General features: G+C 49.5%; 10 protein-coding genes. 2 read left to right on the forward strand and 8 right to left on the reverse strand.

Annotated features, from left to right (window positions below; translation table 11 throughout):
- Positions 1-90: 90 nt before the first annotated feature.
- Positions 91-2,952: a bifunctional transaldolase/phosoglucose isomerase gene (locus ACWHX8_RS15225; protein WP_447968984.1), complete on the reverse strand. Its 2,862-nt coding sequence runs from the start codon at positions 2,950-2,952 to the stop codon at positions 91-93.
- A 164-nt stretch (positions 2,953-3,116) separates the two neighbouring features.
- Positions 3,117-5,180 (reverse strand): transketolase, encoded by a 2,064-nt coding sequence (gene tkt / locus ACWHX8_RS15230; protein ID WP_447968985.1) that lies wholly within the window; start codon positions 5,178-5,180, stop codon positions 3,117-3,119.
- A 384-nt stretch (positions 5,181-5,564) separates the two neighbouring features.
- Here tkt and ACWHX8_RS15235 point away from each other — a divergent pair, with 384 nt between their 5' ends.
- Entirely contained in the window at positions 5,565-5,774 is a 210-nt protein-coding gene (locus tag ACWHX8_RS15235) for a MoaD/ThiS family protein (protein WP_447968986.1), read from the forward strand.
- Positions 5,771-6,706 carry an ATP-binding protein gene (locus ACWHX8_RS15240; RefSeq protein WP_447968987.1) on the forward strand — a complete coding sequence of 312 codons (936 nt, stop codon included), beginning with the start codon at positions 5,771-5,773 and terminating at the stop codon, positions 6,704-6,706. Before ACWHX8_RS15235 ends, ACWHX8_RS15240 begins: the two co-directional genes overlap by 4 nt.
- A 162-nt stretch (positions 6,707-6,868) precedes the next feature.
- Here ACWHX8_RS15240 and lspA read toward each other — a convergent pair whose 3' ends face one another.
- From lspA to ACWHX8_RS15270, 6 genes are all read right to left on the reverse strand, one after another.
- Positions 6,869-7,387, reverse strand: coding sequence for a signal peptidase II (gene lspA / locus ACWHX8_RS15245; protein ID WP_447968988.1), 519 nt, complete (start codon positions 7,385-7,387; stop codon positions 6,869-6,871).
- Positions 7,388-7,389: 2 nt separating this feature from the next.
- On the reverse strand, positions 7,390-10,254 hold the full coding sequence (gene ileS / locus ACWHX8_RS15250; protein WP_447968989.1) for an isoleucine--tRNA ligase: 2,865 nt from the start codon (positions 10,252-10,254) through the stop codon (positions 7,390-7,392).
- 166 nt (positions 10,255-10,420) lie between these two features.
- Entirely contained in the window at positions 10,421-11,524 is a 1,104-nt protein-coding gene (gene nadA / locus ACWHX8_RS15255; protein WP_447968990.1) for a quinolinate synthase NadA, read from the reverse strand.
- A gap of 163 nt (positions 11,525-11,687) precedes the next feature.
- Positions 11,688-12,152: a MarR family winged helix-turn-helix transcriptional regulator gene (locus ACWHX8_RS15260; RefSeq protein WP_447968991.1), complete on the reverse strand. Its 465-nt coding sequence runs from the start codon at positions 12,150-12,152 to the stop codon at positions 11,688-11,690.
- Positions 12,153-12,336: 184 nt separating this feature from the next.
- Positions 12,337-13,764, reverse strand: a complete 1,428-nt coding sequence (locus ACWHX8_RS15265; RefSeq protein WP_447968992.1) for an ATP-binding protein — start codon at positions 13,762-13,764, stop codon at positions 12,337-12,339.
- The gene (locus ACWHX8_RS15270) at positions 13,761-14,480 is read right to left on the reverse strand and encodes a response regulator (RefSeq protein ID WP_447968993.1); all 720 of its coding nucleotides are present in this window, start codon (positions 14,478-14,480) and stop codon (positions 13,761-13,763) included. Before ACWHX8_RS15270 ends, ACWHX8_RS15265 begins: the two co-directional genes overlap by 4 nt.
- Position 14,481 lies beyond the last annotated feature (1 nt).

Here is a 14,481-nt window from a genome sequence, read left to right on the forward strand (position 1 = left end):
CACGACGTTCGCTTCCCTGCGAAACACATTGGTTGTCTAAATGTAATGTACCTTCGTTTAGATTAGCAGTCGACTCGAGAAGACGCAGCTTTAGTGTTTGCCCACACAAAAACTAGCTTCAATAGCTTGCTCGAGCCGCTCTAAGCCTTTTTGCACATTTGCGCCAACATGGACGCGAATGACGCGTCGATCTTTGGCGGTTAAACTTTTTAGATCACCCAACGCTTGCGCGGCTTTGAGGACGCCGAACGTATAGAGTTCATCGGGAATAGCCAGATCTTGGGCATCATCACTGGTCACTTGAATAAACACGCCAGAATTAGGACCACCTTTATGTAGTTGCCCCGTTGAATGCAAGAAGCGAGGCCCATAGCCAAGCGTCGTGGCCACCTGTTTGGCATCACGAATTTTTGTCCGCATCCGCTGAAACACCTCCTGCACTTCATCCGTATGCTCGACATAGGCATTGATGGCAACATAGTCACCAGGCTTCACTCTGGATAGATGACTCGCCAGCACGTCATCAAACGTGGAGGCGCCATTGAGGGCTTTCTGATTTGCTTCATCGGCATAGACCTGCACAGCTTGATCGATCAGTACCGGTTTGGATTCCTGAAGTTTCCCAGTTTTCTTGAATTCATCGAGATAGGCTTTGGTGTAATCTTTACTTTCCTGCACATTCGGTTGATCGAAGGCATTGATGCCAAGGATCGACCCTGCGACAGCCGTCGCCATTTCCCACAAGAAAAACTCCGCGCCCACGTTGAGCAAGTCGGTGAGATCAACACGGATAATCGGATGTCCCGCTTTCTCCAGCGCAGCGATTTTGGCATCCTGATCGGAGCACGGTTCTTTGGCATAACGGACGTAGGCAAAAACACGGTCCTGGCCATAGGCTTCCGGAGAGGCTAAAGATTCTCCGTCAACGGGAACAATACCCGTGCCTTCTTTTCCCGTGCTCTCAGCCACAAGCTGTTCCAGCCATGCGCCGAGATCCCATATGGCCGGGGATGTCACAAACGTAAGTTTGTCTCGACCGGCTTTCGCCAAAGTACCCAGCACCGCTCCCAGTCTGACTCCTGGATTCTCCTGAGCAGGCACGGATGACTCACAGGAATGTCGCATGCGTTCGGATTGATGCAAAAACTTTTCAATATTCACGCCCATGAGAGCCGCGGGAACGATTCCAAAATTCGAAAGTGCCGAATAGCGTCCGCCAATTTCAGGCACGCCTAGAAGAATGTGTCTAAACTTCAATTTCTTAGCCACCCCTTCAAGCAACGACCCCGGATCGGTTATCGCGATAAAGTGCTGTCCAGCCTTGTCTCCGACAGCTTGCTGCATGCGATCATAAAAATATTTCTGGAACACCAATGGTTCCGTCGTCGAACCGGATTTACTGGCGACAATGCAGACCGTCTTGGACAAGTCCACCTGTTGCTCAAAGGCTCGAACCTGTGCGGGCACCGTACTATCCAGCACATGCAATTCCGGATACCCGTTGATAACGCCATAGGTCATTCGTAAGACTTCCGGACACAGGCTACTGCCTCCCATGCCCAAGAGCAGAATATGTGTAAAGCCGGCTCCCTTGATGTCGCTCGCAACAGCTTGGAGCTTCGCGATATGCGGCAATTGTTCGTGTGAAATATTCAACCAACCCAACGCATTGCGGATAATCTTTTGATGGCCAAGGTCTTGATGCCACACGCTTGGATCTTTGGCCCAAATTCGTCGAACAAGGTTATTCGTTTGAACTTCTGTCAACTTTTCATCAACCTGTGCCTGCCATTCGCCTAGAGCATATGTGACTCGATCTAATTTGTCTCCAAGAACCTCGGCGCGTTTACGGCTAATCGCACCCATTAATTGATCAAAAGCATCAACAAACAATTTCGCGCCATCGCGCAGCAGCGTGTCGGTCACGTCATCCATGGAAATACCGGCTTCAGCTAACTGCTTCATAGTGGCTTTGGCGTCGTCCAAGCCTTCCTGGATTGTGGCCTTCACCGTGCCATGATCTCGAAACGCGGCAAACGTAGCTTCGGGCATAGTATTGACCGTATCCGCTCCGATCAGATGATCGACGTACAACGTATCGGGATACTTGGGGTTCTTGGTCCCCGTGCTCGCCCACAAGACCCGCTGCACATGCGCGCCTTTAGATTTCAATGCTTGAAATTCTTTGCTTGCAAAAATTTCTTGAAACTTTTCATACGCGAGCTTGGCATTGGCAATCGCGACTTTTCCGAGAAGCCCTTCCAACACGGATTTCTTACCCGCATTTGATTCCGCCTTAATTTTGGCTTCGAGTTGCTTATCGATGAGGCCGTCGATTCGGCTTACGAAAAAACTGGCCACCGACGCGATTTGACTGACATCGCCACCATTTGCGGCCAAACGTTCGAGTCCACGGATATAGCGCCAGGCCACCTGCTCGTACATGTTCACACTAAACAACAGCGTCACATTGATATTGATGCCGCGTGACAGCAGCTCTTCAATCGCCGGCAGCCCCTCAGATGTTCCCGGCACCTTGATCATGACATTCTTTCGATTCACGGCCTTGTGAAGACGCACGGCTTCGTCGATTGAGGCCTGCGTATCAAATGCCAAGTCTGGCGAGACTTCCAGACTGACATAACCATCGCGGCCCTCTGAATGTTTATAGACTCCTTGCATCACATCAGCCGCATCCTGAATATCTTTAATCGCCACTCGCTCATAGATCTCCTTTACGCCGATGAGCTCGGAAGCCGCGCGTTGCAGCTCATCGTCATAATCGGTGCTCCCGGCGATGGCTTTTTCAAAAATGGCGGGATTCGAGGTCATCCCCATCAGCCCGTCCTGATCAATGAGGGTTTTCAGATCGCCAGAGGTGATCAAGCCTCGGCGAATATAGTCATACCAGGGACTTTGTCCTTGCTCTCGAAGTTGAACGAGGGGATTCATAGTACGCCTCCTTGCCTATAATGTTTCAAGTTCAAAGTTCATGAGAAATGCTCATCCTCGACATCGGAAATACAGTATTAGACCGCACGCGACACTCTTCTGTTCAGAATGCTTGTCGTCAGATTTCACAGATTTCATGATGACGCAGGCGACATCACCAACGTTTATGCCTGTTTCAGTTGAGCTTTTGCTGCAGCAACCACCTTGTCTGCCGAAAAACCAAACTTCTTGGCTAACTCCTTTAGCGGAGCCGATGCACCAAACGTGTTCATACCGATACTCTGTCCGGTTGTCCCGACATACTGCGCCCAACCAAACGTCGACGCCAGTTCCACGGACACTCGAGCCGTGACGTGGGGTGGGATAACGGACTCGCGATAGTCCACAGATTGTAGTTCAAACAACTCCCAGGACGGCATGCTCACGACCCGGCTGTTGATGCCTTGGCTGATGAGTTGCTCATGCGCTTCCACACAGAGTGAGACTTCGCTTCCCGTGGCTAACAACAAGACCTCAGGCTGACCATTGGGCGCATCGGCTAACACGTAGGCACCTTTGGCCACACCGGACGCTGACGCATACTTGGTACGATCCAACGTCGGAAGTGCTTGCCTGGTCAAAATTAAAACCGCAGGCTCATGCCGTAACTGCATGATGATTTTCCAGGCTTCTACCACTTCATTAGCATCGGCCGGCCGCAAGAGAATCAAGCCAGGGATCGCCCGCAACGACGGTAATTGCTCGATTGGCTGATGCGTCGGACCATCTTCACCTACACCAATCGAGTCGTGTGTAAAGATATGCACGACTGGAATTTCCATCAACGCACTCAACCGTATGGTAGGGCGGGCATAATCACTGAAAATAAAAAATCCCGATCCGTAAGGCCGGACTTTTGAGAGCGAGAGGCCATTCAGGATAGCGCCCATGGCATGCTCGCGAACACCGAAATGAACATTCCGCCCGATTGGCTCTTGTGCGGTAAACTCCCCTGCCCCCTCAAACGTCAATCGGGTTTTCGTCGAAGGTGCTAAATCCGCCGCTCCCCCGAGCAGCCACGGGACATTTTGCGCAAGCACATTGAGCACCTTCCCCGAAACCTCCCGTCCCGCCATGCCCTTCGCATCGGCAGGGAACGTTGGCAAATTCGCATCCCAGGCTTGAGGCAACCCTCGATGTTGCATGGTGTAGAGATGATCTGCCAGATCGGCATGGCGTTTCTTATACTCATCAAAGAGCGTCATCCAGGCCTCACGCATGTCCTTCCCCCGCTTCCCAACCCCTTCTTGGAAATGTTGCGGCACATCGGGAGGAACGAGAAAGGTTGCTTCTTCAGGCCATCCATAATTTCGTTTAGTGAGACGAATTTCCTCTTCGCCAAGAGGCTCTCCATGGGCCGCATGCGTGTCCTGTTTATTCGGGGCACCAAATGCAATATGGCTATCCACAATAATCAACGTTGGACGGTCCGTCTCTTTCTTAAAAGTGGCAAACGCTCTCGCTAACATATCGAGGTCATTGGCATCGCCGACTCTCGTCACATTCCATCCATAGGCGATAAATCGCGTCGCCACATCTTCGCTAAACGCCCATGCCGTATGTCCTTCAATGGTGATTTTATTATTGTCATAGATCCAACAGAGATTCGAGAGTTTTAAATGCCCGGCTAACGACGCCGCTTCGCTGGATACCCCTTCCATCATGCACCCATCACCACACAATGCATAGGTATCATAATTGATCATTTCAAAGTCCGGACGATTAAAATATCCTGCCATCCATCGTTCGGCCATGGCCATGCCTACGCTTGTGGCAACACCCTGTCCCAGAGGTCCAGTCGTCGTTTCAATACCCGACGTCCATCGATACTCGGGATGCCCCGGACACTTACTCTCCAATTGGCGAAAATGTTTGATGTCATCAAGCGTCACCGATGGTTGACCCAATCGTTCGTACTGCGCATTCACGGATTTCACGCCACACAGATGAAGGAGGGAATACAACAACATGGAGGCGTGGCCGATGGAAAGTACAAAACGGTCCCGGTTGGGCCATATGGGATCGGCAGGATCGAATCGCAAGAGTTGGTTCCAGAGGGTATAGACCACAGGCGCCAAGGCCATGGCCGTTCCTGGATGACCTGAATTCGCCGCCTGGACGGCATCCATCGAAAGCGTTCGAATTGTATTAATACATTTCAGATCAATAGGGCGATGCGCGTCGTTCATGGAATTCCCTTCCTTGGTGACTCCCGATTATGACTCTGACTGCCAAGAAATATGACGATTCTCTCCTTTTTAGACAATGAGATTAAATTCTATCACCTTCTTTCAGGTTTACCATACAAATTTTATAAATTTCTCACAGATATGAGCTGGGATGCGGCTCACCGGCAATCTCTCGATCCCTGGGGCTAACAGAAATACATTGGAAACAGTATAGAAATCCCAGAAGTCTTCTCCTCTGCCTGTTTCGCCTTTCCCATCCACACATATTTTCATCTTTACTTTTCGCTACTTACACCTCAGCTACCAGATTCTGTCCCGTGATCGTCACGAATGCGGATCTTCTCGTTGCAAAGCACCAAACTACAATCGTATGATGCAGCCTTCATGAAGATCCACCTGAGCCATCCCACTCGCGATATAGAAATCAAAGGGCCAAAACACGTGCGTGATCTGTTTACAGATCTGCATCTGATTCCCGAAGCTTATCTCGTGATTCGTGGGCAAGACCTCGTGACTGAAGATGAACTGTTAGCTGATAGTGATGTCATTGAAATTCGTCCGGTCATTTCCGGTGGATCGGAGCGGATGTCATGAAATGCCGAAAATGTCCAGCCCGCGCCGTCTTACGGTTGCCACGTCACAACACAGCCTTTTGCTCAATCTGTCTTACAGATTTCGTGAGAACCCAGGTGCAGAAGGCAATAAAATCTCAAAATATGTTTAGCACCGACGACCGCATTCTCGTCGCAGTCTCAGGCGGAAAAGATAGCCTGACGCTGTGGGAAATTCTGTTGAAGCTTGGATATCGGGCAGACGGACTGTATGTTGATCAAGGCATTGGAGCCTATTCAGAAGGTTCACGCGAAAAAGTCGAACAATTCACGGAACGGATTGCCGCGCCATGTGGAGCCACACTAACCATTCACAATGTTGAAGAGGAAGAAGGTGCAAGTATTCCCGATCTGGCCAACATGGTTCGACGTCCGACCTGTTCAACGTGCGGAACCATCAAACGATATCAATTTAACCGCGCGGCCATTCAAGGGGGTTACGATGTCATGGCGACGGGCCATAATTTAGACGACGAAGCCGCACGTCTCTTGGGCAACGTTCTCCACTGGCAAGAAGAGTATCTCCAGAAACAAAGCCCCACACTTCCGGCATCAATGGAAGGCTTTGCCAAAAAGGTCAAACCTCTCTATCGACTGACTGAACGAGAAATTGCCGCCTATGCCGTCGTCAACCGGATTGACTACATGGTAGAAGAATGCCCCATGTCCAAAGGGGCAAAAATGCTAGTCTATAAAGACGTGCTCAATCGACTCGAAGCGGAATCACCAGGCACGAAGCACACCTTCTATTGGCAATTTCTCGCCAAGCAAGAAAAGGCGCAAACCACGCACGGCTCCATGACTGAAACGGATCAAAGCACACTCCAACCCTGTACCACCTGCAGCCAACCAACAAGTACGGGCATCTGCTCCTACTGTAAAATGGTTGCACGCGCCAAAACCCCTGCCCAGTAATACGTTTTTCTCGTTACTCGTCGCTTGTCGTTCGTCGCGCGTTGTTCGTCGCCACTTTTAATTTTGCACTTTGCATTTCCCCCGCCTCACTCGTTCTTCAGTAAAAGGAGTCAGACTCGACTTAAAAGGATAATAGTAGACGCCGGCTCTCATGCGACACGCTCAGCGAAGATCTTCTTGGGGTTGTTGCGGGGACAGTTCAGGCTTACGTTTTTCAAACGCAAACAGAAGGAATAACGAGCAGACGCCAAGACTTATGGCCATATCGGCCACATTAAACGCTGGCCAGTGATAACCATTGATATAAAAGTCCAGAAAGTCGATGACTTCCCCAAATTGCAGACGATCAATCAGGTTTCCAATCGCGCCACCGAAAATACTCGAGATCGTCAGCTGCCCCCACCAATCATTGGGCTGCAATCTCACGAAAATGGTCAGGAGTAGGCCGAGCGCAAAAATCGACGTGATAAGAAAAAACACCATCCGGAATCCACTACTACTCGATGCAAGAATTCCAAAGGCGGCACCGGGATTTCGGATATACGTGAGACTAAAATATTCTGGAATTATGATGATCGACTGATGGAGGTACATCGTCGTGGCGATATAGGACTTCGTGATTTGATCAACCACAATGATGATTGTACTCACAAAGGCCAGAATAGCAAATCGTTTGCCCATAATTACGACATAACCGCTTCTACACACCGCTCACATAATGTGGGATGCTGAGAATCCTTTCCGACAGCTAATCGATAATTCCAACAGCGTTCACATTTCGTCCCATCCGCTTTTTCCACATTCACCATCACCTCGAGGTCGGGGTCAGCCACAAGCCCTTGGTTTGCTACATACACGTCACTCTGCTCAACCTGTACTTGCGAAACAATACAGAGTGCAGGCAAATCAGATTCATATTGCTTGAGAAGCGCATAATGCTTTGCCGTGGCATGAATCATCAACCGTGCTTCTAACGGCGCCCCAATCACTTTCTCGCGCCGCTGCTTTTCCAACGCACTTTGCACGACCGTCCGCGTGGCTAACAGCGTCACCCATTCCTGTTCGACTTGGACATTCTTCCATAATGGATCGCTCTTCGGAAACGACGAGACATGCACACTCAACACCGCGTCATCCCCAGACAGACTTTTCCGCAAGGTCTGCCAAATTTCCTCGGAAGTAAAACTCAGAATCGGCGCCATAAGCTTGGACAACGCAAGGACAATGTCAAAAATGACCGTTTGTGATCCTCTTCGTAACGTTGAATTCTTCGGAAAGGTGTAGAGGCGATCTTTGAGAATATCCAAATATGTCGCACTCATGTCCACGGAACAAAAATAGTCAAGCTCATGGACAGCCTGACGAAACTCAAAATCACCATACGCCTTCTGCATAGATGCAATCAGACGGCCAAGACGATAGAGGGCCCACTGGTCCACTCGTGACAAATCATCATAGGCCACGCGATGCTGAGCAGGGTCAAAATCATAAAGATTACTCAATAAAAAGCGAGTGGTATTGCGGATTTTTCGATAGGCATCAACCGTTTGTTTTAAAATGTCTTTCGAAATGCGTAAGTCTTCCTGATAGTCCTGTGATGCCACCCACAGCCGTAAAATGTCCGCTCCGGATTGTGATATCACGTCTTGAGGTGCCACAACATTTCCGGCAGATTTGGACATTTTTTTACCCTCGCCATCCACGACAAACCCATGCGTGAGCACCGCTTTGTATGGCGCACACTCTTTTGTAGTCACTGAGGTTAACAAGGCGCTGTGAAACCAGCCACGATGCTGGTCAGATCCTTCGAGGTAGAGGTCTGCCGGCCACCATCGTGCATCCCTAGCCTGTAAGACAGCCGCATGACTGACGCCTGATTCAAACCAGACATCTAAAATATCTTGTTCTTTTTTAAAGGCCTGCCCCCCGCATCCTTGACATGCTGTGCCTTGAGGCAAAAGTTCCTCCGCTGACAGTTCAAACCAGACATCGGCTCCACGATCTCGCATAAGTCCCGCGATATGTGCAATGACAGTCGTATCTGCCAAGGGTTTGTCACAGTGCGTGCAGGTAAACCCTGGAATCGGCGTTCCCCAAATCCGCTGACGCGACAAACACCAATCCGGTCGATTGAGAATCATGCCATAGATTCGATCCCGCCCTCGTCCTGGAAACCATTGGACTTGATCAATTTCCTTAAGTGCTCGTGAACGAAGGTCGCCTTGCTCCATGGATACGAACCATTGTTCGGTTGCTCGAAAAATGACCGGGTTTTTACACCGCCAACAATGTGGATAGGAATGGTTCACTGAGCCATGACCAAGAAGGACGCCAAGCCCCTCTAACTTCTTGACAATCTCCGGATTGGCTTTGAGTACCGGTTGACCGGCAAAGTCCTCAACCTCCGGCTTGAATCGTCCCATATGATCGACAGGCACCACAACGTGCAACGGTTCCGTCAAAAGGCTTTGTTGCGGAGCCTGATTGTATTTGAGCGCAAGCAGATAATCTTCCATCCCATGACCCGGCGCAATGTGAACACACCCAGTCCCTTGTTCCAAGGTGACAAAATCTCCAAGCAAAATGGGAGAATGGCCTTTCGTCAAGGGACGCGCACAAACAAGACCTTCAAATTGATCTTTGCCTTTTTTCACGCCAAGTACTTGATAGTCAGACAACCCGCAGGCTTTGGCTACCTGATCGGCAAGCTTTTCAGCCATCACCAACACCTCATTCCCGATGCGAATGAAGGCATAGTCGAAGTCAGGGTGAATCGCGATGGCTTGATTGGCTGGCAACGTCCAGGGCGTCGTGGTCCAAATCACAATCGAGACCTGCGTCGCATCGGCCAGACTCGGAATCCCAAAAACATCCGGCGACGCTAACGTGGACGGTGATGTTTCAAATGGAAATTTGACGTAGATCGAGGGAGAGGTATGGTCTTCGTATTCGACCTCGGCTTCAGCCAAGGCCGTTTGATCAGCCGTACACCACAACACAGGCTTCAACCCCTTGTAGACGCCACCTTTTTCAACAAACTTGCCGAACTCTTCAACAATGGCTGCTTCATAGGATTTATCCATCGTGAGATACGGGTGCGCCCAATCTCCCAACACCCCAAGCCGTTCAAACTCTTCACGCTGAATCTGATAAAACTTACTTGCGTAATCACGGCACATTTGCCTGAGCTGAATGGCCGTGAGACTCTTTTTCTTCTCACCAAGTTGTTTTGTGACTTGATGTTCGATTGGCAACCCATGGCAGTCCCATCCTGGCACATAAGGCACCCGGTAGCCTTCCATGGTTTTATATTTAATTATGATGTCTTTGAGAATCTTATTCAGCGCATGCCCAATATGAATTTTCCCATTGGCATAGGGAGGGCCATCATGAAGGAGATATAAAGGTTTTTCCGCCCCAGCCTCCTGAATTTTTTCATACAGGCGCTGCTCTTCCCACCAAGCAAGGAGCGCTGGCTCCCGCTGAGGGAGATTGGCTTTCATGGGAAAATCTGTCTGCGGAAGATTGAGGGTCGGCTTATAGTCCATGAATATTCAGTAGTTAGAAAAACATTTGAATGTTTTGGCATTCTAGCCGTGCCTTCGGGACCCGTCAAACTTTGACGAGTCCCGTATAGACAACGGCAGAAAATCCACGGTTAGTTACAAATTCATGCGAGATGAAAAGAGTAGCGGTGGAAGGAAAGTGTGCAGGTTAACTCAGCGCCATCATACGATCCAACGCAACCTTGGCCAAGACTTTTTCATCATCAGGAACGGAAATCTGATTCACGACTTGTCCTTGCGCCAAGTTTTCCATGGCCCAGCACATGTGCGCGGCATCAATTCGATACATTGTGGCACATCGACATACCAGGGGAGACAAGAAAAACACTTTCTTGTCCGTCTGTTCGGCCTTGAGTCGATTGACCAGATTCAATTCTGTGCCTACAACCCAGGACGTCCCGGCTGGTGCCTTGCTGACAGTTTGAATAATGAACTCTGTCGAGCCAACAAAGTCGGCTTTATTCACGACATCTTCATGGCACTCCGGGTGAACGATAACCTGGATGCCTGGATACTGCTTACGAAAATAATCCACATGCGGTGGCTGAAACATTTGATGCACACTACAATGCCCTTTCCAAAGAATCAGCTTGGCCTTGCGAATCGCCTCAGGGGTATTGCCCCCGTTGGTTTTAAACGGATCCCAGACAATCATTTCATCTTTGGGAAACCCCATTTTATTCGCCACATTGCGGCCAAGATGTTCATCGGGAAAGAACAGAATTTTCTCTCGCCTTGACCAAGCCCATTCCATGACCGCCTTGGCATTAGACGACGTACAGGTCACTCCGCCATGTTCTCCGCAAAATGCCTTGAGGTCCGCAGCCGAATTTACATACACCACCGGTGTCACCACTTCGTCTACCGGCATAAATAATGAGAGCGCATCCCAACATTCATCCACCTGTTCGATCGCGGCCATATCGGCCATCGAGCAGCCTGCCGCTAAGTCCGGCAAAATCACGGTTTGATTCGACTGACTCAGGATATCGGCCGTTTCCGCCATAAAATGCACGCCGCAAAACACCACGTTAGGAAATTCAGAACGTTCGGCCGCTAACTTCGAAAGCAATAATGAATCTCCACGTAAATCCGCGTGCACAATGACTTCATCCCGTTGATAATTATGGCCGAGCACCAAAACTTGGCTGCCAAGCGTTTTCTTGGCTGCCACGATCCTGTCGAATAACTCTTCGACAGGCCGGTCTTGATAATCAGTAATTGGAAATGTGGCTTCTTCTATAGTTTTCATTCGTTGAACCTCGTCATTAGCTGGTGAACTTGAAAATGATTGAATTAAAACTACGAGCGGCACGACTGCCCAGCAAAGCATTCAGATGAATCTACACTCTATCAGATGCATCAATCCTTGCAAAAGTTCTTTCTCGGAGAACTCTTATGATATCAGGTCAGGATTACGTGCGATCGAGTTGACGGGTTAATCGCTTGAGCACCGATAATGTCTGGGCAAGATCATCCTGATTCATCCCTTCGACACATTGGTTAGCCCAAGGAATATGTTTACCCACGATGGCTTCATGGTGTCGCCCCCCCTTCTCTGTTAACGCGACCAATTTGGCCCGTTTATGATCTGGGTTTTCTCGACAGACCACAAACCCTTCTTCCTCTAATACATCAACGAGCCGCTGAACATTCTGACGTGAAAGCCCGATCCGTCGGCCAATTTGCGGGACTGTTACGGGTTGCTTAGCCAGAGCAATAACGCTCACCACCTTCCATCGGGCAGTGGTTAAGCCAAAGGGCTGGACGAGTTTATCCCCTTCCGCAAGGAAACGCCCATAGAGCCTAAACACCTCGAACAGAAGTTGAGTGAAAACTCTTCCTTCAGGAGAGTAGTTTTGTTGTGTAATACTATTCATAATGACAATGTATTGTCATTATAGCATCATACAATCATAATGGCAATACACTAACAATTTGGAGATTAGTTGGACAACTTACAAATTCAAGGCAAATCAGACATCTTAGCGGACCCGTTCGAACCCGCAAACGACAATAGAGGGCTAGTTTATTCGCCGCTGAAAACTGAATTCCCAACGGTCTTTACCTAATCGGGGAGTCGGCTTTGGGTAAATGAACTCTCACGCAGAATCCTTTGGGGTCATCATGAATCAACACAATATCGCCACCGTGCTGTCTGACAATAGATCGAGCGATAGCCATACCAAGCCCGATCCCACCCGTTGTATGACTCCGTGACTCTTCTAGGCGAACAAAGGGTTGGAAAACCAACTCTGCATCCTGAGACGCAATGCCCGGACCATCATCATAAATCAAAACACGAAATTCCAGGTCTAGCGATTGAAGTTCAATTCGTGCTTGCTGACCGTATAGCACAGCATTTTCTATTAAATTGCGAAACGCACGCTTGAGACTCACGGGCCGGCACGTGTATGGAGTTTTACCGATGCCGTCCCATTTGATATTCAATCCGAGGTCAGCTAAATCTTGGCAAAGGCTATCAAGAAGAGCGGCAAGATCGACCGAGCGGGATTGTTCAGTAGACGCCTCATCTCGCGCAAAGGCCAGCGTCGCCTCACTCATGCGTTGCATTTCCTCCAACGTGGTTAGCATCTTTCTTTTGATCTCTTCATCGGTGACAAATTCGACTTGGAGCCGAAGGGAGGTCATTGGCGTGCGAAGATCATGGCTAATCGCGGCCAACATGCGAGTTCGATCTTGCACAAAACGCTGAAGACGCGCATTCATGCGGTTGAAGGCCCGGATGGTGTGCTGAAGATCAACCGGTCCATCTTCAGAAACAGGGTCAATGGTTTCTCCACGGCCAACGGCTTCAGCGGCCTTTGCCAACGCCTTCAAAGGATGAGTAATGCGCCGAACCATCCACACCACAATAAGACAAATGCTGCCCACAGCTAAGGTCATCGAAAAAAACGTTGGCAAGGCCCACCGGATCAGAGGTGGATTGATGCCTAACCCAACATTGAGCCATCTTCTATCCGCAAGTTGAGCTGAAATCACAAGACCAGGTGGATCTACCTGAGACAAGGAAAATGAAGAGGGTGAGCCCTTCGGCTTATGACCCCATGACAAATCAATGGCCTCTTGCATTCCGACCTGTTGTTCGTGACTCAATAATCGCACGTCACGAATGTCATGCTCACCGAGCAATACATGAAGACGAGTCATGAGGTCATTGTCAATTTGGCTCACATGAGGTGGAACTGGACTGGTGTCTGCAAACCAAAAGTACAACTTTCGTGAACTTGCCGCTTGCACCATTTGGGGATGAATGGCCGGAGACGTCGTTTCGATAAGCTGAATTAATGAGGCCATGCGTTCCAAAATTTGCGTCCGTTCGACTAATCGAGTGGCCGCCCGGCGTTCGTCCATAAAAATCAGGAAATTGGCAACTTGAGCAATGCCCAACGCTGCGATAAGCAACGCAATCAATTGCCCCGTCAATCGCTGCGGATACAACCGCCGCACTCGTGTCGCGAGAACAGTCACTCGGGGCTGACCTCCCCTGTAAACGTATACCCATCTCCCCACACCGTTTTGATCAGTATAGGATTCTTCGGGTCCGTTTCTATTTTTTTCCGTAAGCGACTCACTTGAATGTCGATACTGCGATCAACAACATCGGTCATACGATTTCGGGTCAAATCCAACAATTGATCTCGGGTAAGGACCATTCGCGGATGGGTCAAGAAAACCACCAGCAGCACAAATTCACTGGTGCTGAGAGGAATCGCAACGCGATCATCCCCCATCAGCTCCCGTTGATGGACATGAAGGGTCCATCGATCGAACTTCATCATGCTCGCCAAGGGTTCTCGGTCTTTTCTGGGCAAGCTATTGACGCGTCGTAACACCGATTTAATGCGTGCTAAGAGTTCACGCGGATTAAACGGCTTCACAACATAGTCATCCGCTCCCATCTCCAGGCCAACAATTCGATCAGATTCGTCTGCCATAGCCGTGAGAAGAATGATCGGAATGTCTTTCGTATCACGCAAATGGCGGCAGAGGGATAATCCGTCCTCTCCGGGCATCATGATGTCAAGCACCAAAAGGTCGATAGAGGTGATGCCTAGAATTTTTCGTGCTTCCGCAGCACTTTCAGCGGTCTGTATGCGAAATCCTTTTAACTTCAGATAGTCAGCCAATGGGTTTCGTATGGAGGGTTCATCGTCAACAATAAGAATATGAGGTAAAGATTCCATA

The organism is Nitrospira sp. M1, from assembly GCF_965152605.1.